The following is a 23,534-nucleotide window of genomic DNA, read 5'->3' as shown; positions in this document are numbered from 1 at the left end:
TTCCAGCAAGGCGGCGTCGAACCCTCATCCCCCATCCTCCGCCGGCCGCGGCCGGCCGAAATCCGGGGCCGCCGTGTCCTGGCCCAGGGCGACGATGCTGCGCCGGATCGCCCGGGTGCGGGTGAACATCGCGTGCAGGGCGTCGCCGTCCCCCCAGCGCACGGCCTTCGCCAGGGCGGCGAGGTCTTCGTTGAAGCGGCCGAGCATCTCCAGCACCGCGTCGCGGTTGTTCAGGAAGATGTCGCGCCACATGGTCGGGTCGGAGGCGGCGATGCGGGTGAAGTCGCGGAAACCGCTGGCGGAGAACTTGATCACCTCCGATTGCGTCACCGCCTCCAGGTCCGCGGCGGTGCCGACGATGTTGTAGGCGATCAGGTGCGGCACGTGGCTGGTGATGGCGAGCACGAGGTCGTGGTGCTCGGGGCTCATGGTCTCCACCAGGGCGCCCATGCCCTCCCACAGGGCGCGCACGCGTTCGGCGGCCTCGTCCGGCGTGCCCTCGGGCGGGGTGAGGATGCACCAGCGCCCGGCGAACAGGGTCGAAAAGCCGGCATCCGGCCCGGAATACTCGGTGCCCGCGATGGGGTGGCCGGGCACCAGGGCGACGCCCGCCGGCAGGTGCGGCTGGATCGCCGCCACCACCGAGCCCTTCACCGACCCCACATCGGAGACGACGGCGCCGGGCTTCAGCCGGGGCGCCATGGCGGCCGCGACCGCGGCCATGGCGCCCACCGGCACGCAGAGCACGACGAGATCGGTGCCCGCGGCGCCTTCGGCCGGATCGCCGGTCACGTGGTCGGCGAGGCCGAGTTCGCGGACGCGCTCCCGCACCGCCGGGTCGGCATCGACGGCGACGATCTCCCGGGCGAGCCCGTAGCGGCGGGCGGCGCGGGCGATGGACGAGCCGATCAGCCCGAGGCCGACGATGGCGAGCCGCTCGACCGGCGGCGTGGTGCGGGCGGTCTCAGGCACGCGCGCCCCGCACGAACTCGCCCAGCGCCGCCAGGAACGCGGTGTTGGCCTCCGCCCCCGCCACGGTCACGCGCAGGGCGTTCGGCAGGCCGTAGGCGGTGACGCGGCGGGTGATGAGCCCGCGCTCGGTGAGGAAGGCGTCGGCATCCTCCGCCGAGCGGCCGGGCTCGTCGGGGAAGTGAATCAGCACGAAGTTCGCCACGCTCGGGGTGACGGTGAGGCCGAGCGCCCGCGCGCCTTCGGTGAGCGTCTGCAGCCATTCGGTGTTGTGGGCGGCGGCGGCGGCCATGTGCGCCTCGTCGGCGATGGCGGCGGCGCCCGCGGCGATGGCCGGGCCCGAGACGTTGAACGGCCCACGGATCCGGTTGACGGCATCGACCACGTGGGTGGGGGCGAGCATCCAGCCGATCCGCACGGCGGCGAGGCCGTAGATCTTCGAGAAGGTCCGCGTCATCACGACGTTCTCGGCCTCGAGCGCCAGCTCGAGCCCGGCCGTGTAGTCGTTCGCCCGCACGTACTCGGCATAGGCCCCGTCGATGACGAGGAGGACGTGCGGCGGCAGGGCCGCATGCAGCCGGCGGATCTCCTCGTAGGGGAGATAGGTGCCGGTGGGGTTGTTGGGGTTGGTGACGTAGACGATCCGCGTGCGCGGGGTGACGCGGGCCAGGATCGCGTCCACGTCCGTCGTCAGGTCGCGCTCGGGGGCGACCACGGGGGTGCCCCCCGAGGCGAGGATCGCGATCCGGTACACGAGGAACCCGTGCTCCGAGTAGATGCCCTCGGCCCCGGGCCCGCAATAGGCGTAGGCGAGCAGCGACAGCAGCTCGTCCGAGCCGGCGCCGCAGACGATCCGCTCGGGGTCGAGCCCGAACCGCTTGGCGATGGCGGTGCGCAGCGCGGTCGCGCGGCCGTCCGGATAGGTTTCGAGCTTGGCGGTGGCCTCGTGCAGGGCGGCGACGGCGGCGGGGCTCGGGCCCAGCGGCGTCTCGTTGGAGGACAGCTTGTGGACCTTGCCGCCGCCGGGGCGCCCGCTCTTGCCGGGGACGTAGAGGTCGACCGCCATCACGCCGGGGCGCGGTTCCGGGCGGGGGGAGGGCGTGGGCATAGGGCTGGAAGACATGGGGCGCGTGCCGATCGGCGGTTCGGATGCGACGATGCGGTCCCTGTACAGCATTTCGCCCGACGGTGAAGCTGCGCCGGTTGTCCCAACAGGGTTGCCCTTCGGTCCCGTCGCGAAACGCCGCGGCGTCGGCGCGGTGCCTGACAGGCAAAGGTTGGCCCGGAACAAATGTCGCGGGGCACCGTCCACTATCCGGCCGGTTTAGTCTCTGTAATGCCCTCTGCATGGCCGCTCCCTATGGCGGCCGACCTGTCGGGATTCGTGCACGATGCTGAATGGTGTGCTTCCAAGCAGCCTTTTCGTGGTTGGAATTCTGGTATCCGTCGCCGCCGACTTACGCCTGCGGCGGACGGATACCGGTTCGTTCTCGAACGGCTGCATCACGGTGGCGGGGGCGGGGCTCGTCTTCATGGCCTGTGCGGCCGCGATCCGCTGACCGGACGGGACGATCCGCGTTGACGCTGCCGGGGCGGGCCATTACCTCCGGCCGGTGCCGCACGGTGGTACGCTGCCCGCGGCACCGCCGGACCATGCGGTGCACCGCCGAAGACCCGCGATGGATACCCGACTGGACACGGCCCCCCGGCAGGACGACCCCGAACGGACCGCCCCGCGCGCCGTGGAGCCGTCCCAGTCCCTCGATCCGAAGAGCCCCGTGGCGCGCTTCGGGCCCGACAGGCCGCTCCTGACGGATGCGGGCGTGCGCCTCGCGCCGTTCCAGATCGCCTACCAGACCGCCGGCACCCTGAATGCCGACCGCTCCAACGCGGTGCTGATCTGCCATGCGCTGACGGGCGACCAGCACTTCGCCCACACCCACCCGCTCACCGGTAAGTCCGGCTGGTGGGAAACCCTCGTCGGCCCCGGCAAGCCTGTGGATACGGACCGGTACTTCGTCGTCTGCTCGAACGTCGTCGGCTCCTGCATGGGCACGACGGGCCCGGCCTCGATCGACCCCGCGACCGACCGGCCCTACGGCCTCGACTTTCCCATGGTGACGATCCGCGACATGGTGCGGGCGCAGGCGATGCTGCTCGACCATCTCGGGATCGACAGCCTGTTCCTGTGCATCGGCGGCTCGATGGGGGGGATGCAGGTGCTGCAATGGGCGGCGCTCTACCCCGAGCGCGTCTTCGCCGCGATGCCGATCGCGACCGGGGCCCGGCACTCGGCTCAGAACATCGCCTTCCACGAGGTCGGCCGTCAGGCGATCATGGCCGATCCCGCCTGGGCGGACGGGCGCTACCTCGAGGAGGGCACGCGGCCCGCCAAGGGCCTCGGCGTGGCGCGCATGGGCGCGCACATCACCTACCTGTCGGAGCCGGCGCTCCACCGGAAGTTCGGCCGCCGCTTCCAGGGCGGCTCGGCGCCGACCTTCTCGTTCAACGCCGACTTCCAGATCGAGAGCTACCTGCGCCACCAGGGCCTGAGCTTCGTGGAGCGGTTCGACGCCAACGCCTACCTCTACCTGACCCGCGCCATGGACTATTTCGACCTCGCAGAGGACCATGGCGGCGCCCTCGCCAATGCCTTCCGCGGCACGAAGACCCGGTTCTGCGTGATCTCCTTCACCTCCGACTGGCTGTTCCCCACCGCGGATTCGCGGGTCATCGTCCACGCCCTGAACGCCGCCGCCGCGCCGGTCGCCTTCGTGGAGGTGGAGACCGACAAGGGCCACGACGCCTTCCTGCTGGACGAGCCGGCGATGTTCGCCGCCGCCCGGGGCTTCATCGACGCCGCCGCCCGGGCCCGCGGCCTGTGAGCGCCCGGCAGAACCACACCCATCCCTGGGAGGCGGCCGAGGCGGCGCCGCGGGAGAATACCGGCGCCCGCGTCGACCATCTCCTGATGCTCGACCTCGTGCCGGCCGGCGCCCGGGTCCTCGACATCGGCTGCGGCGACGGCGCCCTGCTCGCCCTCCTGCGGGACCGGCGGGGCGTCGACGGGCGCGGGATCGAGCTGTCCCGCGAGGGGGTGAACGCCTGCCTCGCCCGGGGCCTGCCGGTGATCCAGGGCGACGCCGACACCGACCTCGAGAACTATCCCGACGGCGCCTTCGACGTGGTGTTGATGTCGCAGACCATCCAGGCGACGCGCCAGCCGCGGGAGGTGCTGGAGCATCTCCTGCGCATCGGGCGGCACGTCATCATCTCGTTCCCGAATTTCGGGCACTGGCGCGTGCGGACCGAACTCGCCCTCCGCGGGCGGATGCCGGTGACGGACCTGATGCCGGACGCGTGGTACGAGACCGCCAACATCCACCATTGCACGATCCGGGACTTCGTCGGCCTGTGCCGGATCCTCGGCGCGAAGATCGAGACCGCGGCGGCCCTCGATTCCCGCGGCCGGGCCATGCGTTTCGCCCTGCCGTGGTGGGTGTGGAACATGTTCGGCGCGCAGGGGGTGTTCCTGCTGAGCAAGGAGGGGCGGGAGGGCTGACGCCTCCGCCGTCCTGGCTTCGCTGCGCGCCACGACGGGTGGGAGAAGGGCGGCGCGGACCGCCCTACTTCGCCCCCCGGTGGAGATCCCCCTCGATCAGCAGCGCGCTGCGGCTGTCGAGGCGGGTGCGGTAGACCTGAAGGTTCTCCATGACCCGCTGGACGTAGTTGCGCGTCTCGGTGAACGGGATCCGCTCCACCCAGTCGAGCACGTCCACCTCGCCCTTGCGCGGATCGCCGTAGGCGTCGATCCACTTCTTCACGTTGCCGCCGCCGGCGTTGTACGAGGCGAAGGCCAGCACGTAGGAGCCGCGCCAATCCTCCATCAGCTCGCCGAGATGGGCTTGGCCGAGCTTGGCGCAGAAGGCCGGGTCGCTCGTCAGCCGGTCCGGGTCGAAGGCGGTGGAGACGCGCTTGGCGGTGCGCAGGGCGGTGGCCGGCATCATCTGCATCAATCCGCGGGCGCCGACGCCGGAGCGCGCCCGGGCGTCGAACTGGCTCTCCTGCCGGGCGATGGCGTAGACCATCGCCCGCTCCACCTGCGGCACGGCGGTGAAGGTCTCGTAGGCGGGGATGCCGATGGTCGGGAAGGCGTGGGCGTCCAGCGGCAGGCCCCGGTGCAGGGCGAGCTTGCCCACCGCCACGAGGGCGCGGGCGTCCCGGGTCTCCGTGGCGACGTCGCCCAGGGCCTGCATCTCCCGGGCATCGGTCAGGGCGCGGGCCGAATCGATGTAGAGGGGCAGCGCGAGGTCCGTCAGGCCCGCCTGCTCCAGCAGGCGCAGGGCCCGCACGGAGAGCCGGTCGTCGAAGGCCTGCCGCCCGGCGCCTTCGAGGGCGGGCACGGCGCGCAGGGGGAGGCTGGTCTGCCCGAGCTTGGCGCGGGCGACCTGCCCGTAATAGGCGATGGGCTGGGCGGCCGCCTTCTCGTAGTAGCGCCGCGCCTCGTCCGTCCGCCCCAGCGCCTCGGCGGCCCGGCCCTGCCAGTAGGCGCCGCGGGAGAGCGAGTTCGGCCCCTCGGCGAGCGCCGCCACCTGCGCGAAGTGGCCGGCGGCCTTCTCGGGGTCCGAGAGGAAGCGGAGCGCGATCCAGCCCGCGTGGAACTCGGCCTCGATCCGCTTCTCGGGCGTGCGGGCGGAATGGCCGCTCACCACCGCGTAGGCGGTCTTGGCATCGCCGGCATCGAGGAGCTTGCGGGCGACGATCCGGCGCTCCACCCACCACTCGTCGCCATCGACCAGCACGTCCGGGTTAGTCGGCGCGGTGGCGAGGACGGCGGCCGCCTCCACCGCCCTGTCGGCCCGGCGATGGAACTGCGCCCGCGAGAAGATGTAGGACGAATCGTTGCGGAGCGAGGGCGGCACCGCGGCCAGGGCCGCGGCGGCGCCGGCGCTCTTGTCCTCCACCGCCCGGCGGGCGCGGACGAGGCTCGCATAGGCGCCGCCGGCATAGCCCGCGGCCCGGCCGGCGGTGTCCCAGTCCTCCTTGAGGAGCGCCCGCTCCATCCGGTAGCGATGGTCGGGGCGGGTGAGCACGCCGGGGAAGGCGTCCTGCACCTTCGCCTCGAGGCTGCGGCCGAAGCTCTCCGTCCGCCACAGGTCCCGGACGAAGTCGGCGGCGTCGGCCTCCAGCCCGTCCGCGCGCAGGGCCAGCGCCAGGGCGAACTTGCCCGGCGCGCTCGCCGGCTTGGCGGTGGCGAAGAAGCTCCGCACGGTGGCGGGCGCCTTGCGCTCGCTCAGCAGCGTCTCCTCCGCCCGGCGGCGCAGGAGCGGGCCGCCCGGCCAGTCCGGGTTGGCGCGGGTGAAGGCCACGGTGCGCTCGAAACCGATGCCGGCTCCGGCGCGGATCGCCACCCATTGCAGCAGGGCGCGGGCGGCGGGGTCGGTGAAGGTCTCGGCCATCCGGTCGGCGTCGGCGACCTTGCCCTTGCGGTAGAGGTCGATGGCCCCGCGCAGCAGGGTGAGGTCGGTGTCGCCGGAGGCCTTGGGCCGGGCGAGGTCGGGCACCTCCGGCACGGGGGCGGCGGGCGCCACCGCGGCCTCGGGCATCGGGAAGGCGATCGCCGCGTCGGGGTCGGCGGAGGCGTAGGCCGAGGCGGCGGCGGGCTTGTGATCCGAGTCGTCGGCCCGGACGGCATCGGCCCTCAGGGCCTCGCCGCCGGGCTCCGCGGAGTCCTGCGCCGGCACGGGGGCGGGCGGGGCGGCGTCCGGCCCGGCCGGACCCGCGAGGGCCGCCCCGGCCCCCGCCGCCAGGGCGATGAGCGTGAGATGCGGGCGCTTCCAGGCGATGGCTCGGATCACGACCTCACCTCTCCGCAACGGGTGCGTGAAGGACACAGCTTGGGCGGGGACTGGTGAAGAGCGCGTTAACCGTGTCCGTGATCCGTTTGCGCGAGGCCGCACGAACCCCTATGTCTGCGCGCTCGCGCCGAGACAGCGCGGGTGAATGGCGGCGACGCGACCGCACGACTCCCCTGGGACGCCTGAAATGACCGAGACGACCGCCCGCCTGCGGGGCTCGATGACCGCGCTGGTGACCCCCTTCCGGGATGGCGCTTTCGACGAGCAGGCCTTCCGAAAGTTCGTGCGCTGGCAGATCGAGCAGGGCAGCCACGGCCTCGTGCCCACCGGCACCACCGGCGAGAGCCCGACCCTCACCCATGCGGAGCACGACCGGGTGGTCGAGGCCTGCATCGACGAGGCGGGCGGCCGGGTGCCGGTCGTGGCGGGGGCGGGCTCGAACTCCACGGCCGAGGCCGTCGAGCGGGCGCAGCACGCCGAGCGGGCCGGCGCCGACGCGGTGCTCGTCGTGACGCCCTATTACAACAAGCCGACGCAGGGGGGGCTCTACGCCCACTTCAAGGCCGTCAACGATGCCGTCGGCATTCCGATCATCATCTACAACATCCCGCCCCGATCCGTCGTCGACATGAGCGTCGAGACGATGGCCCGGCTCTTCGAGCTGAAGAACATCGTCGGCGTGAAGGACGCGACCGCGAAGATCGACCGTGTCAGTCAGCAGCGACTGGCCATGGGCGAGAGCTTCGTCCAGCTTTCGGGCGAAGATGCGACCGCCATCGGCTTCAACGCGCAGGGCGGCCGTGGCTGCATCTCGGTGGTGGCCAACGTCGCCCCGCGGCTGTGCGCCGACCTGCAGGAGGCCTCCCTGGCGGGCGACTACGCCAAGGCGCTGACGATCCAGGACCGCCTGTTCCCGCTCCAGGTCGGCCTGTTCGCCGAGGCCAATCCCGGCCCGGTGAAGTACGCCCTGTCGCGCCTCGGCCATATGGGCGAAGAGTTGCGCCTGCCCCTCGTCGGGATCTCCGACGAGACGCGGCGAATCGTGGACGGCGCCCTGCGCCATGCCGGCCTGCTCGAAGGCTGACGCGACAGAAAGAGAGACCGCACCGACATGGCGCCGAAGACGGAGCCCGGACGGCGCGTGGTGGCCGACAACCGGGCCGCGCGCTTCCACTACTCGATCGAAGACACCCTCGAGGCCGGCATCTCGCTCACCGGCACCGAGGTGAAGTCCCTGCGCGGCGGCAAGGCGACGATCGGGGAGGCCTATGCCGGGCCCTCCGGCAGCGACCTGATGCTGTTCAACGCCTACATCCCGGAATATCTCGAGGCGAACCGCTTCAACCACGACACGAAGCGGCCCCGCCGCCTGCTGCTGCACCGCCGCCAGATCGACAAGCTGATCGGCGCCACCCAGCGCCAGGGCTACACGGTGGTGCCTCTGAAGATCTACTTCAACGACAAGGGCCGGGCGAAGGTGGAACTCGGCCTCGGCCGGGGCAAGCAGGCCCACGACAAGCGCGAGGCCGCCAAGGAGCGCGACTGGCAGCGCGACCGGGCACGCCTGCTCCGCGACAGGGGATAAGCGACTGGAAGGGGCGTTCCGCCCCCTTCGCCGGGAGGGAGCACACCGTGACCACCAACCTGCTGAGCCTGCCGGAGGACCTCCCGGTCCCCGAGGATGACGGCGCGGCCGACCACCTGCGCGGCGCCCGCCTGCCCGACGTGGCCCTGCGAGCGACGGACGGGAGGACCGTGTCCCTCGCCCGCCTGACGGGCCGCACGGTGGTCTACGCCTATCCGCGCACGGGCGAGCCGGGCAAGGCGGCCCTCACGGCGGATTGGGACGCCATCCCCGGCGCCCGGGGCTGCACCCCGCAATCCTGCGACTTCCGCGACCATTTCAGCGCGCTGAAGGCCCTCGGGGTCGATCACGTCTTCGGTCTCTCGACGCAGACGGGCGAGTACCAGAAGGAGGCCGCGGAGCGCCTGCACCTGCCGTTCCCGCTGCTCTCCGACGCCCACCGCGCCCTGGCGATGGCGGCCCGGCTGCCGACCTTCGAGGCCGGCGGCCTGACCCTGCTGCGGCGCCTGACCCTGGTGATCGAGGACGGGGTGGTGACCCACCTGTTCTATCCGGTCTTCCCGCCGGGCGAGAGCGCCCGGCAGGTCGTCGCGTGGCTGGAAGCGCGCGGCCGGGCCTGACCCCCGGCCGGGCCGCCTACTCCTCGTCCTGGTCCGGCTGGCGGATGCCGTAGCGGTTCTCGAGGTTCGGGCGGCTCTCGGCGCGGTGGCGCGTCGGGGTCTCGCCGGCCGGGCGCGCCGAGCGCTCGCCGGGCTCGCGGCCGATCCGTGAAGCGAGGCTCGACAGGTCGACGAACTCGTCGGCCTGCCGCCGCAGCTCGTCGGAGATCATCGCCGGCTGGGTCTGGATCGTGGAGATCACCGTGACGCGCACGCCGCGCCGCTGCATCGCCTCCACCAGCGAGCGGAAATCCCCGTCGCCGGAGAACAGCACCATGTGGTCGAGGCGCGGGGCGAGCTCCAGGGCGTCGATGGCCAGTTCGATGTCCATGTTGCCCTTGAACCGGCGGCGGCCGGCGGGATCGGTGAATTCCCGTGCCGGCTTGGTCACCACGCGGTAGCCGTTATAGTCCAGCCAATCGACCAGTGGCCGGATCGAGGAGTATTCCTGGTCCTCGATCATCGCAGTGTAATAAAAGGCGCGGATCAGTGTCTCGCGCGACTGAAAATCCTTCAAAAGTTTTCTGTAGTCGATATCGAAGCCGAGGGCCTTCGTGGTCGCGTAAAGGTTTGCGCCGTCGATGAAGACGGCGCAGCGCTGCGTAGACTGCATGAACAATGTTCCGTAAAACCAGAGATATCAAAATCGAACGATTTATGCGTGGCGCATCGCCGTCAGCGGATCATCGGGTAACATCTTTCACAATAACAATAAGAAACGTCTTTATTGACGATCAATAAAGGATTCAGAAATTTCGGCGCCGAGGGCAGGCGCGCAATCGCGAGCCGTCGGAGACCTGTACAGGATCGCGGAGGGGCGTTGCGAAGTCAAGGCGAGTTGAAGATCGCTTGGTCGCACCGGCACAATTGGCAACCTCAAGTATCACCGGGGTCGATCGGCCGGGCCGACCTCAGCCGTTCACCCGCTGGACGCTGCTGACGGGCCTCTTGCTGCGCAACTCGGCGACGATGGCGTTGAGATGCTGAAGATCCCAGACCGACAGGTCGAGGGTGATGTCGGTGAAGTCCTGGGTGCGGCGCTTCATCGAGATGTTGTCGATGTTGCCGTCGTGGTCGGCGATCACCTGGGCGATCTGCGCGAAGACGCCCGGCTCGTTGATCGATTGCAGCGACAGGCGGGCGGGGAACCGCTCCATGCTCGACGCCTCGGTGTCCCAGCGGACGTCGAGCCACCGCTCGGGCTCGTTGTCGAAGGCGGCGAGCGCGGCGGACTGGATCGGGTAGACCGTCACGCCGACGCCGGGCGTGAGGATGCCGACGATCCGGTCCCCCGGCACGGCCCCGCCGTTGGGGGCGAAGGTGACCGGCAAATCCCCCGCGAGGCCGCGGATCGGGATCGCGTCCAGGGAGGCCTCGTCCCCCCCGTTGAAGGTGAGGCGCATGGTCTGGTCCGGCGAGCGGACGAGGCGGCCCGCGCCGTTGACCGGCGCCTGCCCCGCGGCGGGGCGGCGCTCGTCCCGGTGGTCGGGATAGACCGCCCGCACGACGTCGCCGGAGAACATCTCGCCGCGCCCGACGGCGGCGAACACGTCCTCCGTGGTGGACCGGGCGAGGCGGGGCAGCGCCCCGCGCAACTTGTCCTCGGAGAAGCTCTTGGCCGCCCGCTCGAAGGCCCGTTCCAGGATCTGCCGGCCGAGCCCCGCGTATTGCCGCCGCACGGCCGCGCGGGTCGCCCGGCGGATCGCCGAGCGCGCCTTGCCGGTCACCACCAGGGATTCCCAGGCGGCGGGGGGCGAGGCGCCGTCCGAACGGCTGATCTCCACCTCGTCGCCGTTCGCCAGCTCATGCAGCAGCGGCGCCATGCGGCCGTTGATCTTGGCGCCGACCGCCGAGTTGCCGACATCGGTGTGCACGGCATAGGCGAAGTCGATGGGGGTCGCGCCCCGGGGCAGGGCGATCAGCCGGCCCTTCGGGGTGAAGCAGAACACCTGGTCCTGGAAGAGTTCGAGCTTGGTGTGCTCCAGGAACTCCTCGGGGCTGTCGCCCTCGGCCAGGAGCTCGATGGTGCGCCGCAGCCACTGGTAGGCGCCGCTCTCCGTGGCGAGCGTCGGGTGGATGCCGCCCTCGGTCCCACGGCCCTTCACGTCCTTGTAGTGGGCATGGGCGGCGATGCCGTACTCGGCGATGTCGTCCATGGCCTGCGTGCGGATCTGAAGCTCGACGCGCTGGCTCTGCGGGCCGATCACCGTCGTGTGGATGGAGCGGTAATCGTTCTGCTTGGGGGTCGAGATGTAGTCCTTGTAGCGACCCGGCACCATCGGCCAGCTGGTGTGGACGACGCCCAGCGCCGCGTAGCAATCCTCCAGGGCGTTCACGATCACCCGGAAGCCGAAGATGTCCGACAGCTGTTCGAAGGCGAGCGACTTGCGCTCCATCTTCGACCAGATGGAATAGGGCCGCTTCTGCCGCCCCGTCACCTCGGCCTCGAGGCCCCGGGCCGAAAGCTTGTCCGACAGGACCTGCTCGATGTCCTCGACCATCCGGCCCGACTTGGCGGTGAGCCGGGACAGGCGCTCGGTGATCGTCGCGTAGATCTCGGGTTCGAGGAAGCGGAAGCCCAGATCCTCCAGCTCCTCGCGCAGCTCCTGCATGCCCATCCGGGCGGCGAGCGGCGCGTAGATGTCCAGGGTCTCCTGGGCGATGCGGCGACGCTTGTCGTCGCGCATGTGCTCCAGGGTGCGCATGTTGTGCAGCCGGTCGGCGAGCTTCACGAGAAGCACGCGCACGTCCGCCGCGACGGCCAGCAGCAGCTTGCGGAAGTTCTCGCCCTGGGCGGCCTGTTTTGAGACGAGGTCGAGCCGCTTGAGCTTGGTCAGCCCATCGACCAGGGCGCCGATCTCGTCGCCGAACAGGCGCCGGATCTCCTCCAGGGTCGCCTCGGTGTCCTCCACCGTGTCGTGCAGGACGGCGGCGATGATCGTCGCATCGTCGAGGTGGAGATCGGTGAGGATCGCCGCGACTTCGAGGGGGTGGGCGAAGAACGGGTCGCCCGAGGCCCGCTTCTGCGTCCCGTGGGCCTGCATCGCATAGACGTAGGCGCGGTTGAGCAGATCCTCGTTCGCTGCGGGGTTGTAGCGCTTGACCCGCTCGACGAGTTCGTACTGGCGCATGATCCGCCGGGAAATCGTGGCCTCCTGAACGCTGCACGCGCCGCTGTTGGGTGGGAAAGTCTCCCGCAATGCGGCGGTGAACACCAGAGGCATGGCGCCGCAATCGGCGTACGGATGGGATTTTTCTCGACCGGGCGACGTCACGGCGAACGCGAGCGACGGCGACGCGATCCCGGGAGGCGCCCCGTCCTGAGACGGGCTGCTGCCCCGGATCGCGTCGCCGTCGCTCGCGGTGGCGGTGGGAGTGAGCGGGGCTGGGCGAATCGCCCGGCCGGTCACTCGCTCTCTTCGTCGGTCTCGACCGGCGGGGCGAGGTTCTCGAGGCCGCGGAGGAGGTCCTCCTCGCTCATGCGGTCGAACTGCACGCTGGCGTCGTCGCTGGAGGATTGCGGCGCGTGCGCGGCGGCGGCCGGCGAGCTCGACAGGAGCGGCACGGTCTCGGCCTCCGGCTCGTCCACCTCGACGTACTTCTGGAGCGAGTGGATCAACTGCTCCTTCAGGTCCTCGGCGGTGATGGTGCCGTCGCCGATCTCGCGCAGGGCCACGACGGGGTTCTTGTCGCGGTCGCGGTCCACGGTGAGGGGGGCGCCGGCGGCCAGGAGGCGCGCCCGGTGGCTCGCCAGCAGGACCAGCTCGAACCGGTTCTCGACCTTCTCGATGCAATCTTCGACGGTGACGCGCGCCATGCCTGACGGCTCCTTCGCGGAACGAATTCTCTTGGGATTGGCGTCCTCTTACACCGGAAGCCGTGTGGCAACAAGGCGAGACCCTTGACGGCGCGCCGCCCGGTTCCAGGCCCCCCGCCCCGCGCGCAAACCTTCGTTAAGGACGAGCCCCGACACTGGCGCCATTCGCCCCGCTGCCGCTGCACACGGGACCGGTCGATGCCGGGCTTTGACGCGCCGCGGCATCCGGGTTAAAGAATGGGCAAAACCAACAAGCAAGAATCGTGCCGGGGCCTCCTGCCCTGGCGGTGCCGGACCATGGATTGATCGGGGCTTGGTATGAGTCTGCTGCAAAGGCTGGAGGTGCGTCAGGGCCAAGCCCTGGTCATGACGCCTCAGCTCCTGCAAGCGATCAAGCTCCTTCAGCTGTCGCACCTCGATCTCGCCGCCTACGTCGAGACGGAGCTGGAGCGGAACCCCCTCCTGGAGCGGGCGGAGCCCGAGGCGCCCGGCGCGCAGGACGGCCCGGAGGCACCCGCCGCCGAGGACGGCCCCGGCGGTGACGGGTTCGAGGCCGCCGACGCCGATTCGTGGTCGCCGGAGGAGCTGCATCCCGGCCGCGGCGAGATCGACGGCGACATCGACGCCCGCCTCGACAACGTCTTCCAGGACGAGACCCCCACCCGCATCCGTGAAGCGGAGGCGGGGGACACGCTGAGCCTCACGCCCGCGCCCTACGGCAACACGGGCGGCAGCTTCGACAGCGAGGCCCCCGACTTCGAGGCGACGCTGACCGCCGAGGTGAGCCTGCGCGAGCACCTCGTGGCGCAGCTCGACCTCGCCACCCGCGACCCCGTCGAGCGGCTGATCGGCGGTTTCCTGATCGATGCGGTGGACGAGGCGGGCTACCTGCGGGAGACGGTGGAGGCCGTGGCCGACAGGCTGGCGGCGCCGCCCGCCACCGTGGCCCGGGTGCTGGGCCTCGTGCAGAGTTTCGACCCGGCCGGCGTGGCCGCCCGGGACCTCGCGGAATGCCTCGCCATCCAGCTGCGGGAGCAGGACCGGTTCGACCCGGCGATGGAGGCCCTGGTCTCCCGCCTCGACCTCGTGGCCAAGCGCGACTTCGCGGGCCTGCGCCGGCTCTGCGGCGTCAACGACGAGGACCTCGTGGACATGCTGGCCGAGATCCGGCGGCTCGACCCCAAGCCCGGCCGCGCCTTCGGGTCGAGCGCCGTCGAGGTGCTGGTGCCGGACGTGTTCGTCCGCGCCGCGCCGGACGGGTCGTGGCTGGTGGAGCTCAATGGCGAGGCCCTGCCGCGGGTGCTCGTGAACCAGAGCTACTACGCCCGCGTCTCCCGCACCGCCCGCGCCGAGGGCGACAAGGCGTTCCTCTCCGAGGCCCTGCAGAACGCCAACTGGCTGACCCGCAGCCTGGAGCAGCGGGCGCGGACCATCCTGAAGGTCGCCACCGAGATCGTCCGCCAGCAGGACGGGTTCTTCGCCCACGGCGTCGCCCACCTGCGGCCCCTCAACCTGAAGACGGTGGCCGAGGCCATCGGCATGCACGAATCGACCGTCTCCCGCGTGACCTCCAACAAGGCCATCGGCACCAGCCGGGGCACCCTGGAGATGAAGTACTTCTTCACGGCGGCGATTCCCGGGGCGGCGGGGGCGGCAGCCCATTCCTCCGAGGCGGTGCGCCACCGGATCAAGCAGCTCGTGGACGTCGAGACCTCCGACAACGTCCTTTCGGACGACGCCCTGGTGCAGAAGCTGCGGGACGAGGGCGTCGACATCGCCCGCCGGACGGTCGCCAAGTACCGGGAATCCCTGCGGATCCCCAGCTCCATCGAGCGGCGCCGGGAGCGTTCCGCCCAGGCGGTCCAGCACGGTGCCCTGGCCCTGGGCTGAGCGTTCGGTCCAGCCCCGCCGTGCGATTCGGGGATGCGGGACGATTGCGGGGTGGGTGGCGGCCCCGGGCTGTGTCGCCGCCCCCGCGGGGACGGGCGGGCGCTGGTCCATGCCGGCGGGCGGAAGGGAATCGTATCGCCCTCCGCCCATCCCGGTGCTTGCGTGAACGCCGCGTTCGGCCCAATCACGCCCGCGACCCAGACCGGACCACGCGATGACCTCCTCCCCTTCGCCGCGCAGCCTGACTGCCATCGTCCTCGCCGCCGGCAAGGGCACGCGGATGCGCTCCGACCTGCCGAAGGTGCTCCACAAGGTCGCCGGGCGGACCATGCTCGGCCATGTCCTCGCCGCCGTGCAGGCGGCCGGCGCGACGCGGGTCGGTGTCGTCGCCGAGCCCGGCCGGGCGGACGTCGCCGCGGAGATCGAGCGGCAGGCCCCCGGTGCCGGAATCTTCGCCCAGGCCGAGCGCCTCGGCACTGCCCACGCCGTCCTCGCCGCCCGTTCCCTGCTCGTGGCGTGCGGGGACGACGTGATCGTCGCCTTCGGGGACACGCCCCTCGTCACCCCCGAGACCTTCACCCGCCTGCGCGCGCCCCTCGCCGCCGGGGCGGGCGTCGCCGTGCTGGCCTTCGAGACCGCGAACCCCACCGGCTACGGACGGGTCCTCACCCAGGGCGACCGGGTGTCGGCGATCCGCGAGGAGAAGGATGCGAGCCCGGACGAGCGACAGGTCCGCCTGTGCAACGCCGGGCTGATGGCCCTCTCCGGCGCCCACGCCCTCGCCCTGCTGGAGCGGATCGGCAACGACAACGCCGCGGGCGAATACTACCTGCCCGACGCGGTGGCGCTGGCGGTGGCGGACGGGCTCTCCGTCGCCGTGGTCCCGGTGGACGAGGCCGAGGCCCAGGGCGTCAACGACCGGGTGCAGCTCGCCGCCGCCGAGGCGGTGGTCCAGGGCCGCCTGCGCCGGGCGGCGCTGCTCGGCGGCGCCACCCTCGCGGCCCCCGAGACGGTATTCCTCAGCCACGACACGGTGCTCGGCCGCGACGTGATCGTGGAGCCGCACGTGGTCTTCGGCCCCGGCGTCGTCGTCGCCGACGGCTGCACCGTGCGCGCCTTCTCCCACCTCGCCGACGTGCGGCTCGGCGAGACGGTGAAGGTCGGCCCGTTCGTGCGGATGCGCGGCGGCGCGGTGCTGGAGCCCGGCGCCGAGATCGGCAACTTCGTGGAACTCAAGAACACCCGGATGGGCCCCGGCGCCAAGGCCGCCCACCTCACCTATCTCGGCGATGCCGAGGTGGGGGCGAAGGCCAATGTCGGCGCCGGCACCATCACCTGCAATTACGATGGGGTGTTCAAGCACCGCACCACCATCGGCGCGGGGGCCTTCATCGGCTCGAACTCGGCCCTCGTGGCCCCGGTGACGGTGGGCGCCCAGGCGATCATCGGCGCGGGTTCGGTGATCACGCACGACGTGCCGGAGGGCGCCCTCGCCGTCGCCCGGGGCCGTCAGGTGATGAAGGCCGGCTGGGCGGTGCGGATGCGGGCGCAGCTGCTCGCGCTGAAGGAACGTCGCCGGGGCCAGTGACGGATCCGTCGGGGACATGAAGGGGGGGCATCGAGATGGCTCATGAATTCCGCGTCCTGGAGGGCGGCAAGTCGGAGGGGGGCAAGGCGGAGGGTGGCAAGGCGGAGGCCGGTGCCATCGACCGCGAGGCCCTGTGGCAGGCGCGCGTCGACCTCGCCGCCTGCTTCCGCATGGCGGCCCGGCTCGGGCTGGAAGAGGGGATCTGCAACCATTTCTCGGCCCTGGTGCCGGGCCGGGACGACCTGTTCCTCGTGAACCCCTACGGGCTCGCCTTCTGCGAGGTCACGGCGTCGAGCCTGTTGGTCTGCGACTTCCACGGCCGGGTGGTGGAGGGGGACGGCCAGCCGGAGGCGACGGCGTTCTTCATCCACGCCCGCCTGCACAGGCATCTGCCCCGGGCGCGGGCGGCCTTCCACACGCACATGCCCTACGCCACGGCGCTGAGCATGACCGAGGGCGAGCCCCTGGCCTATGCCGGCCAGACCTCGCTGAAGTTCTACGGCCGCACGGCGGTGGACGACGCCTATAACGGCCTCGCCCTGGACGAGGCCGAGGGCGACCGCATCGCCGCGACCCTCGGTGACGCCGACATCGTGTTCCTGCGCAACCACGGGGTGATGGTCACCGGCCCGACCATCGCCGAGGCCTGGGACGACCTGTATTATCTGGAGCGCGCCGCCGAGGTGCAGGTGAAGGCCCTCTCCACGGGCCGCAAGCTCCTGCCGGTGGCCCCCGCCATCGCCAAGGCCGCCGCCGCCCAGATGCGCGAGGGCGACCCGGAGAGCGCCCGGCTGCACCTCGCGAGCATCAAGCGGGTGCTGACGCGGGATGGGGAAGACTTCGCGGTGTAGCTTCACCGCGTCGCGTTCATCCCATCCCGGACCTCAGAGCTCGACCGCGACGGTTGCGACGGCGCCTCATACCTCGCCGTCATTGCTTCGCTCCGCCCGCAATGACGAGGTGTGCCGAGCGGCCGGGGCTGTGACCGCCTGGTGCGATGCGGTAACTTCGACCGCATATAAGGGCCTGGTCCCGGCCGGGCGGACCTTTCGAATGGAAGACGGATCATGTGCGGCATCGTCGGCATCGTCGGGCGCGACGCGGTGGCGGGACAGGTGGTCGAGGCGCTGCGACGCCTCGAATACCGGGGCTACGATTCCGCCGGCATCGCCACCCTTGAGCACGGCAGCCTCCAGCGCCGCCGCGCCTCGGGCAAGCTCGTCAACCTCGAGGCCAAGCTCGCCGAACAGCCGCTGACCGGCACCATCGGCATCGGCCATACCCGCTGGGCCACCCACGGGCGCCCCACCGAGGCTAACGCCCATCCCCACGCCACGGCCCGGCTCGCCGTCGTCCATAACGGCATCATCGAGAACTTCCGCGAATTGAAGCGGGACCTCGAAGGCCAGGGCGTCCGCTTCGAAAGCGAGACCGACACCGAGGTCGTCGTCCAGCTCGTCAGCAGCCTGATGGACGGCGGGATGGGCCCGGTCGAGGCCGTGGCCGCCGCCCTGCCGCGGCTGCGGGGCGCCTTCGCCCTGGGCTTCATCTTCGCGGGGGAGGAGAACCTGCTGATCGGCGCCCGGCACGGCGCGCCGCTGGCGGTGGGCTACGGCCACGGCGCCACCTATCTCGGCTCGGACGCCCTGGCGCTCGCCCCCTTCACCGACGCCATCGCCTATCTCGATGAGGGCGACTGGGCGATCCTCACCCGCGAGGGCGTCGAGTTCCGCGACGCCTCGGGGGCCGTGGTGCAGCGCCCGCGCCAGACCATCGCCACCCAGGCGTTCCGGGTCGACAAGGGCGAGTACCGCCACTTCATGGCCAAGGAGATCCACGAGCAGCCGGAGGTGGTCGGCCGCACGCTCGCCCACTACGTCGACATGGCCGAGGGCCGGGTGATGCTGCCGGAGGCGCTGCCCTTCGATTTCGCCAAGCTCAGCCGGGTCTACATCACCGCCTGCGGCACGGCGTTCTACGCCGGCCTCGTCGCCCGCTACTGGTTCGAGCAGATCGCCCGCCTGCCGGTGGAGATCGATGTCGCCTCCGAGGCCCGCTACCGGGAGGCGCCCCTGGAGCGCGACGGGCTGACGCTGGTCATCTCGCAATCGGGCGAGACCGCCGACACCCTGGCCTCCCTGCGCTACGCCAAGTCGCAAGGGCAGCACACGCTGAGCGTCGTCAACGTGCCGACCTCCACCATCGCCCGGGAATCCTCCGTGGTGATGCCGACGCTCGCCGGGCCGGAGATCGGCGTGGCCTCCACCAAGGCGTTCTCGTGCCAGCTCACGGTGCTGCTCTGCCTCGCCATCGCGGCGGGCCGGGCGCGGGGCACCCTCGATGCGGCGGGCGAGCGGCGGCTGATCGACGGGCTCATCAAGGCGCCGGGCCTGATGGCCGAGGCCCTGGCGCAGGAGCCGGACATCGAGGGGCTGGCCCGCGAGGTCGCCAAGGCGCGGGACGTGCTCTACCTCGGCCGCGGCACCAGCTACCCCATGGCCCTGGAAGGCGCCCTGAAGCTCAAGGAAATCAGCTACATCCACGCCGAGGGCTACGCGGCCGGCGAGCTGAAGCACGGGCCGATCGCCCTCATCGACGAGACCGTGCCGGTCATCGTCATCGCCCCGCACGACGCGGTGTTCGAGAAGACCGTCTCCAACATGCAGGAGGTCGCGGCACGGGGCGGGCGCATCGTGCTGATCGGCGACGCCGCGGGGGCGGCCGAGCACGGGCTCGACACCCTGGCGACCTTCACCATGCCGGCCCTCGACCCGGTGGTCGCCCCCATCGTCTACGCGGTGCCGATCCAGCTCCTCGCCTACCACGTCGCCGTGGTGATGGGGAAAGACGTCGATCAGCCGAGGAATCTCGCCAAATCCGTCACGGTGGAGTGAGGCGGGGCCGCTCCCGGCTGCCGCGGTGCTTCTACCAGGGCGTGTCGGACTACGGACTTTGCAATTGACCTTCCCCCGGAGCCGACGCCAATGTCCGCCGCCGCCCGACAGGGGCGGTGGAAATCCGGGTGGAGCATGCGCGCAGCCCTCGTCCTGCCTCTGCTGATTGGCCTCGCGGCGCCGGCCGTGGCGCAACCGTCGCCCCCGGATCCCGGCTTGGCGTCGCCCGCGCCCCGCGCGGCGCGCCGGCCCCACCGCCGCCCGCAGAACCCCGCCCAGCCGATCACCGTCTACGATGCGAGGATCGAGGCGGGCGACCTGCGCCTGTCGGGCTCGGTGCGCAAGCCCGGCACCATCGTGGAGATGGACGGCGACGTCTCGGTGCAGGCCGACAGCCGCGGCCGGTTCCTGTTCAAGCTGCCCTACCGCTCCGCGACCTGCATCGTGACGCTCAAGAACGGCGAGGACGAGCGCGAGGCGGCCATCGCCAACTGCGCCCCCGAGGGCGCCCCCGGACCCGCCGGGCCCCAGGGCGTGCCCGGCCCCGCGGGCGAGAAGGGCGCGACCGGCGAGACCGGCCCCCGCGGCGAGGCGGGCGCGCCGGGCGAACCGGGGCCGCGCGGCGAGGCGGGCCCCCGCGGCGAGCAGGGATCCGCAGGGGCGAAGGGCGAGGCGGGCGTGCCCGGCCTCCCCGGCCCGCGGGGGGAAACCGGCCCCGCCGGACCGGCCGGTCCTTCGGGGGCCGCCGGCCTCCGGGGCGAGACCGGTGGGGCGGGCGCCGCCGGCCAGCCGGGCGCCACGTCCCCGGGCCTGCGCACCCTGCGCAAGACCGGCTGCACGGGGGGCTGCACCATCACCTGCGAGGGCGAGGAGGCGATGGTGGCGGCCCGCTGCCTCGGGACGGGGGCGCCGGCCTACGAGGCCGAGGGCGCGTCCTGCCCGCCGGAGGCGACGGGCATCGTCGGGTTCTGCACGAAGCCCTGATCCGACCCCAGCCAGCGCAGCAGGCCCTCCGCGGCGGCCCGGCCGCCCGCGATGGACCCCTGGAGGAGGTAGCCGCCGGTCGGCGCCTCCCAGTCCAGCATCTCGCCGGCCAGGAACAGGCCGGGCCGGGCGCGCAGCATGGCGTTGCCGTCGAGGGCCGCCAGGGCGACGCCCCCGGCGGTGGAGATCGCCCGGTCGAGGCCCATCGTGCCGGTGAGGTCGAGGGCCGTCGCCTTGATCAGGCGGGCGAGGGCGGCGGGCTCCGAGGGCAGGGCGGGGCCCGCGGATTCCCGCAGCAGGCCGATCGCCACCGGCGACAATCCGGCGGACTTCCGCAGCCGCGCCGAGAGGGTATCGCCCTTCCGGCCGCCACCGAGCCGGGCCGCCAGCGCCTCCTCCGCGAGGTCCGGGCGCAGGTCGAGGACGAGCCGCGCCGCGCCCCGCGCCGCCACCGCGTCGCGCAGGGTCCGTGACAGGGCGTAGACGGCCCCGCCCTCCAGCCCCGCCCGGGTGACGACGGCCTCGCCGCGCACGGTCTGCCCGGCGAAGGTGAGGGCGATGCGCTTGAGCGGCGTCCCGGCATGGCGCTCCCGGAACGGCGCCGACCACGCCACCGTGAAGCCGGCATTGGCCGGGCGCAGGGGCGAGACCGCCGCGCCGAGCCCTTCGAGGAGGGGCACCCAGGCCCCGTCCGACCCGAGACGCGGCCAGCTCGCCCCGCCCAGGGCCAGGAGCGTGGCCCCGGGCCGCACCGCCAGGGGGCCGTCGGGCGTGTCGAAGGTCAGTCCCTCCGCACCGAGGCCGGTGAGGCGGTGGCGCGTGCGGATCGCGACGCCGAGCCGGTCGAGGCGGGCGAGCCACGCCCGTAGCAGCGGCGAGGCCTTGAAGCTCTCCGGAAACACCCGCCCGCTCGATCCGACGAAGGTCGCCTCGCCCAGGTCGGCGCACCACGCCCGCAGGGCGGCGGGGGGGAACGCCGCGACGGCGGCGGCGAGGCTCCCCTCCGGATGGTAGCGGGCCAGGAAGGCGGAGAGCGGCTCGCTGTGGGTGAGGTTCAGGCCCCCCCGTCCGGCCATCAGAAGCTTGCGGCCGAGGGAGGGCATCCGGTCGTAGACCGTGACCGCGCGGCCCGAGCCCGCGAGGATCTCGGCCGCCGCCAGCCCCGCCGGGCCGCCGCCGACCACCGCGATGGGGATCTCCTTCACCATGGCGCCGAGAGGCCCGCCGCCGGGGGGCATGTCAAGCCGAGGGGCCGGCGCCTCGCCCTTGATTCGCCCGCTTCGGGGTCTTACGTCGCCGCCATCGACTGCGGGCCCCTCTGGCGGACGCTCCTTGAAGCGTTCGTGATGTCGGAGTCGATGCTTTCCTCCCGGAAGGAACATCAGGTCCCGCCTATGGTCGATTTTCTGTATGTCGAATGGCTCGGCAAGCCGCTGTGGATGTGGCTCGGCTTCCACGTCCTCATCGCCGCTCTGCTCGCCTTCGATCTCGGGCTCCTGCACCGGGACAAGGACCACGAGATCGGCGTGCGCGAGAGCCTCGCTCTCACCGCCTTCTACTTCACCCTGGGCATCGCCTTCGGCGGCTTCGTGTGGTGGCAGCTCGGCTGGTCCTCGGCCGAGGAATACGTCACCGGCCTCGTGGTGGAGAAGTCGCTGTCCATGGACAACGTCTTCGTCATCGCCATGATCCTGACCGGGCTCGGGGTGCCCCGCACCGCCCAGCACAGGGTGCTGCTCTGGGGCATCCTGGCGGCGGTGCTGCTGCGTGGCCTGATGATCGGCCTCGGCGCGGCCCTGGTGCATCAGGTGCACTGGATCCTCTCGGTGTTCGCGGCCTTCCTGATCTATGCGGGCCTGAAGATCCTGTTCTCCGGAGAGGAGGAAGCGGGCGACTTCGGCAACAGCGCCACGGTGCGGTGGTTCAAGCGCACCTTCCGCGTCACACCGGAGCTGCACGGGCAGAAGTTCGCGGTCCGCAAGGCCGATCCCAAGACCGGCCGCAAGGCCCTTTGGTTCACGCCCCTGGCGCTCGCCCTGGTGCTGGTGAACGGCGCCGACGTGATCTTCGCCGTAGACAGCGTGCCGGCGATCTTCGCGATCACCACGGACACGTTCGTGGTCTACACCTCGAACATCTTCGCGATCCTCGGTTTGCGCGCCCTGTACTTCGCCCTCGCCGCGATGGTGGACCGGTTCGCCTACCTGAAGACGGCGCTCGCCTTCATCCTGATCTTCATCGGCACGAAGATCGTGCTGGCGGACACGTTCGGGCTGCTCGACGTGCCACCGTGGGTCTCGCTGATCGTCACCCTCGTCCTGCTCGCGGGGGGCGTCGCCTACAGCCTGTGGCGCACCCGCGGCGAGGCGGCCGCCGCGCTCCCGCAGACGCCGGCCCGGCCCGAGCGGGAGGCCCGGGCGCACCGGGCCTAGGGGCTTTGCCGGCGCCGTGACCGCACCGGGACGATCCGGGGATGCGCGGGTCGCGCCGGCCCTGGGCCGCTCGGCTACCCCCGCGACGAGGGGTCCGTCGCCGGAGGCAGGGCGGCCAGCAGGTCGCGCAGGGTGGTGATGGTGGAGCTGTCGGCGACCCCATCGACCCGCGCCTGCCGGAAATGGCGCTGGAAGGCGGTGACCACCGCCGCCGTGCGGGGGTCGAAGGTCCCGGTCACCGGCACGGCGTAGCCGTAGAGGGCGAACATCGCCTGGAGCGCCTCCACCGGCGGGCCGGAATCGCCCTGGGCGAAGAAGCGTCCGTCGCGCAGGGGGGCGGGCGGCACGCAATGGCCGAGGCCCGCCGCCGCCAGCCGCAGCCAGGGAAACGTCTCGCCGGGGTCCTCCTTGCGCTCGGGCGCGATGTCCGAATGGGCGAGCACCCGCTCCGGCGGGATGCCCCAGCGCCCGGCGATGTCCCGCCCGAGGGCGGTCACCGCCGCGACCTGCGCCTCGGGATAGGGCGGCAGGCCCCCCGCATGGCCGGGATGGACGATCTCGATGCCGATGGAGCGCGAGTTGATGTCGGTGGCCCCCTTCCAGGCCCCGGCCCCCGCGTGCCAGGCCCGCGCGCTCTCCGGCACGAGCTGGAGGGTGCCGCCATCCTCGAACACGACGTAATGGGCCGAGACCTCGCTCAGGGGATCGCGCAGCCGCGCCAGCGCCGCCGCCCCGCTCTCCATCCCGGTGTAGTGGAGGATCAGCATGTCCGGCCGCAGGCCCCGCCGCTCCCCCTGGTTCGGGGAGGGGGCCACCTTGCGGGCGAGGGGGGTGTCGGGGGTGAGGGGCATCGGCGCG

20 protein-coding genes are annotated in these 23,534 nt (G+C 71.9%); 12 read left to right on the top strand and 8 right to left on the bottom strand.

Annotated elements, in window-relative coordinates:
• Positions 1-24: 24 nt before the first annotated feature.
• Both MKK53_RS16350 and MKK53_RS16345 read right to left on the bottom strand, forming a co-directional pair.
• Positions 25-972 (bottom strand): prephenate/arogenate dehydrogenase family protein, encoded by a 948-nt coding sequence (locus tag MKK53_RS16350; RefSeq protein ID WP_243929762.1) that lies wholly within the window; start codon positions 970-972, stop codon positions 25-27.
• Positions 965-2,077, bottom strand: coding sequence for a pyridoxal phosphate-dependent aminotransferase (locus tag MKK53_RS16345; RefSeq protein WP_409564354.1), 1,113 nt, complete (start codon positions 2,075-2,077; stop codon positions 965-967). The genes MKK53_RS16350 and MKK53_RS16345 overlap by 8 nt, the downstream gene beginning before the upstream one ends.
• 316 nt (positions 2,078-2,393) lie before the next feature.
• On the opposite strand from MKK53_RS16345, the gene MKK53_RS25460 reads away from it, so the two are divergent.
• The 3 genes from MKK53_RS25460 (at position 2,394) to metW (ending at position 4,531) form a co-directional block, all read left to right on the top strand.
• A complete protein-coding gene (locus MKK53_RS25460; RefSeq protein ID WP_279599115.1) occupies positions 2,394-2,528 on the top strand; it encodes a hypothetical protein in 135 nt (44 codons plus the stop codon).
• A 120-nt stretch (positions 2,529-2,648) separates the two neighbouring features.
• Positions 2,649-3,854, top strand: coding sequence for a homoserine O-acetyltransferase (locus MKK53_RS16340; protein ID WP_243929760.1), 1,206 nt, complete (start codon positions 2,649-2,651; stop codon positions 3,852-3,854).
• Positions 3,851-4,531, top strand: a complete 681-nt coding sequence (gene metW, locus MKK53_RS16335; RefSeq protein ID WP_243929759.1) for a methionine biosynthesis protein MetW — start codon at positions 3,851-3,853, stop codon at positions 4,529-4,531. Before MKK53_RS16340 ends, metW begins: the two co-directional genes overlap by 4 nt.
• Before the next feature lie 64 nt (positions 4,532-4,595).
• Here metW and MKK53_RS16330 read toward each other — a convergent pair whose 3' ends face one another.
• Positions 4,596-6,785, bottom strand: coding sequence for a transglycosylase SLT domain-containing protein (locus MKK53_RS16330; protein WP_409564353.1), 2,190 nt, complete (start codon positions 6,783-6,785; stop codon positions 4,596-4,598).
• Between the two features lie 229 nt (positions 6,786-7,014).
• On the opposite strand from MKK53_RS16330, the gene dapA reads away from it, so the two are divergent.
• The 3 genes from dapA to MKK53_RS16315 are packed head-to-tail and all read left to right on the top strand — an operon-like array spanning position 7,015 to position 9,032.
• Positions 7,015-7,911: a 4-hydroxy-tetrahydrodipicolinate synthase gene (dapA, locus tag MKK53_RS16325; RefSeq protein ID WP_243929757.1), complete on the top strand. Its 897-nt coding sequence runs from the start codon at positions 7,015-7,017 to the stop codon at positions 7,909-7,911.
• Between the two features lie 27 nt (positions 7,912-7,938).
• The gene (gene smpB / locus MKK53_RS16320; protein ID WP_243929756.1) at positions 7,939-8,412 is read left to right on the top strand and encodes an SsrA-binding protein SmpB; all 474 of its coding nucleotides are present in this window, start codon (positions 7,939-7,941) and stop codon (positions 8,410-8,412) included.
• A gap of 47 nt (positions 8,413-8,459) precedes the next feature.
• On the top strand, positions 8,460-9,032 hold the full coding sequence (locus MKK53_RS16315; RefSeq protein WP_243929755.1) for a peroxiredoxin: 573 nt from the start codon (positions 8,460-8,462) through the stop codon (positions 9,030-9,032).
• Positions 9,033-9,048: 16 nt separating this feature from the next.
• Here MKK53_RS16315 and MKK53_RS16310 read toward each other — a convergent pair whose 3' ends face one another.
• From MKK53_RS16310 to rpoZ, 3 genes are all read right to left on the bottom strand, one after another.
• The gene (locus MKK53_RS16310) at positions 9,049-9,684 is read right to left on the bottom strand and encodes an NYN domain-containing protein (RefSeq protein WP_243929754.1); all 636 of its coding nucleotides are present in this window, start codon (positions 9,682-9,684) and stop codon (positions 9,049-9,051) included.
• 298 nt (positions 9,685-9,982) lie between these two features.
• Positions 9,983-12,205: a RelA/SpoT family protein gene (locus MKK53_RS16305; protein WP_243929945.1), complete on the bottom strand. Its 2,223-nt coding sequence runs from the start codon at positions 12,203-12,205 to the stop codon at positions 9,983-9,985.
• Between the two features lie 272 nt (positions 12,206-12,477).
• The gene (gene rpoZ / locus MKK53_RS16300) at positions 12,478-12,888 is read right to left on the bottom strand and encodes a DNA-directed RNA polymerase subunit omega (protein WP_243929753.1); all 411 of its coding nucleotides are present in this window, start codon (positions 12,886-12,888) and stop codon (positions 12,478-12,480) included.
• 318 nt (positions 12,889-13,206) lie between these two features.
• Between rpoZ and rpoN the strand changes: the two genes are divergently transcribed.
• From rpoN to MKK53_RS16275, 5 genes are all read left to right on the top strand, one after another.
• Positions 13,207-14,778 (top strand): RNA polymerase factor sigma-54, encoded by a 1,572-nt coding sequence (gene rpoN / locus MKK53_RS16295; protein ID WP_243929752.1) that lies wholly within the window; start codon positions 13,207-13,209, stop codon positions 14,776-14,778.
• 214 nt (positions 14,779-14,992) lie between these two features.
• Positions 14,993-16,366, top strand: coding sequence for a bifunctional UDP-N-acetylglucosamine diphosphorylase/glucosamine-1-phosphate N-acetyltransferase GlmU (glmU, locus tag MKK53_RS16290; RefSeq protein ID WP_243929751.1), 1,374 nt, complete (start codon positions 14,993-14,995; stop codon positions 16,364-16,366).
• Between the two features lie 35 nt (positions 16,367-16,401).
• Positions 16,402-17,217, top strand: coding sequence for an aldolase (locus MKK53_RS16285; RefSeq protein ID WP_243929750.1), 816 nt, complete (start codon positions 16,402-16,404; stop codon positions 17,215-17,217).
• A gap of 216 nt (positions 17,218-17,433) precedes the next feature.
• Positions 17,434-19,260 (top strand): glutamine--fructose-6-phosphate transaminase (isomerizing), encoded by a 1,827-nt coding sequence (gene glmS / locus MKK53_RS16280; RefSeq protein ID WP_243929749.1) that lies wholly within the window; start codon positions 17,434-17,436, stop codon positions 19,258-19,260.
• Between the two features lie 135 nt (positions 19,261-19,395).
• Positions 19,396-20,244, top strand: a complete 849-nt coding sequence (locus tag MKK53_RS16275; protein WP_243929748.1) for a collagen-like protein — start codon at positions 19,396-19,398, stop codon at positions 20,242-20,244.
• Here MKK53_RS16275 and MKK53_RS16270 read toward each other — a convergent pair.
• Positions 20,175-21,452, bottom strand: coding sequence for a TIGR03862 family flavoprotein (locus MKK53_RS16270; protein ID WP_243929747.1), 1,278 nt, complete (start codon positions 21,450-21,452; stop codon positions 20,175-20,177). The two genes, MKK53_RS16275 and MKK53_RS16270, sit on opposite strands and share 70 nt — an antisense overlap.
• Positions 21,453-21,638: 186 nt before the next feature.
• On the opposite strand from MKK53_RS16270, the gene MKK53_RS16265 reads away from it, so the two are divergent.
• A complete protein-coding gene (locus tag MKK53_RS16265) occupies positions 21,639-22,676 on the top strand; it encodes a TerC family protein (RefSeq protein ID WP_243929746.1) in 1,038 nt (345 codons plus the stop codon).
• Positions 22,677-22,750: 74 nt separating this feature from the next.
• Here the strand turns inward: MKK53_RS16265 and MKK53_RS16260 are convergent, their stop codons facing one another.
• Positions 22,751-23,527: an N-acetylmuramoyl-L-alanine amidase gene (locus MKK53_RS16260; protein ID WP_243929745.1), complete on the bottom strand. Its 777-nt coding sequence runs from the start codon at positions 23,525-23,527 to the stop codon at positions 22,751-22,753.
• Positions 23,528-23,534 lie beyond the last annotated feature (7 nt).

The sequence above is a fragment of the Methylobacterium sp. J-076 genome (assembly GCF_022829405.1).
In the GTDB taxonomy this organism is placed as follows: Bacteria; Pseudomonadota; Alphaproteobacteria; order Rhizobiales; family Beijerinckiaceae; genus Methylobacterium.
The sequence above is the reverse complement of the archived record's forward strand: the minus strand, read 5'-3'. Positions and strand labels throughout refer to the sequence as shown.

Excerpts from the sequence above, each read along its gene's own strand:
- MKK53_RS16265 (WP_243929746.1), top strand. The coding sequence starts at position 21,639 with ATGGTCGATTTTCTGTATGTCGAATGGCTCGGCAAGCCGCTGTGGATG.
- rpoN (WP_243929752.1), top strand. The coding sequence starts at position 13,207 with ATGAGTCTGCTGCAAAGGCTGGAGGTGCGTCAGGGCCAAGCCCTGGTC.
- MKK53_RS16345 (WP_409564354.1), bottom strand. The coding sequence starts at position 2,077 with ATGCCCACGCCCTCCCCCCGCCCGGAACCGCGCCCCGGCGTGATGGCG.
- rpoZ (WP_243929753.1), bottom strand. The coding sequence starts at position 12,888 with ATGGCGCGCGTCACCGTCGAAGATTGCATCGAGAAGGTCGAGAACCGG.
- MKK53_RS16340 (WP_243929760.1), top strand. The coding sequence starts at position 2,649 with ATGGATACCCGACTGGACACGGCCCCCCGGCAGGACGACCCCGAACGG.
- MKK53_RS16260 (WP_243929745.1), bottom strand. The coding sequence starts at position 23,527 with ATGCCCCTCACCCCCGACACCCCCCTCGCCCGCAAGGTGGCCCCCTCC.
- MKK53_RS16285 (WP_243929750.1), top strand. The coding sequence starts at position 16,402 with ATGGCTCATGAATTCCGCGTCCTGGAGGGCGGCAAGTCGGAGGGGGGC.
- MKK53_RS16310 (WP_243929754.1), bottom strand. The coding sequence starts at position 9,684 with ATGCAGTCTACGCAGCGCTGCGCCGTCTTCATCGACGGCGCAAACCTT.
- glmU (WP_243929751.1), top strand. The coding sequence starts at position 14,993 with ATGACCTCCTCCCCTTCGCCGCGCAGCCTGACTGCCATCGTCCTCGCC.
- smpB (WP_243929756.1), top strand. The coding sequence starts at position 7,939 with ATGGCGCCGAAGACGGAGCCCGGACGGCGCGTGGTGGCCGACAACCGG.
- glmS (WP_243929749.1), top strand. The coding sequence starts at position 17,434 with ATGTGCGGCATCGTCGGCATCGTCGGGCGCGACGCGGTGGCGGGACAG.
- dapA (WP_243929757.1), top strand. The coding sequence starts at position 7,015 with ATGACCGAGACGACCGCCCGCCTGCGGGGCTCGATGACCGCGCTGGTG.
- MKK53_RS16275 (WP_243929748.1), top strand. The coding sequence starts at position 19,396 with ATGCGCGCAGCCCTCGTCCTGCCTCTGCTGATTGGCCTCGCGGCGCCG.
- MKK53_RS16270 (WP_243929747.1), bottom strand. The coding sequence starts at position 21,452 with ATGGTGAAGGAGATCCCCATCGCGGTGGTCGGCGGCGGCCCGGCGGGG.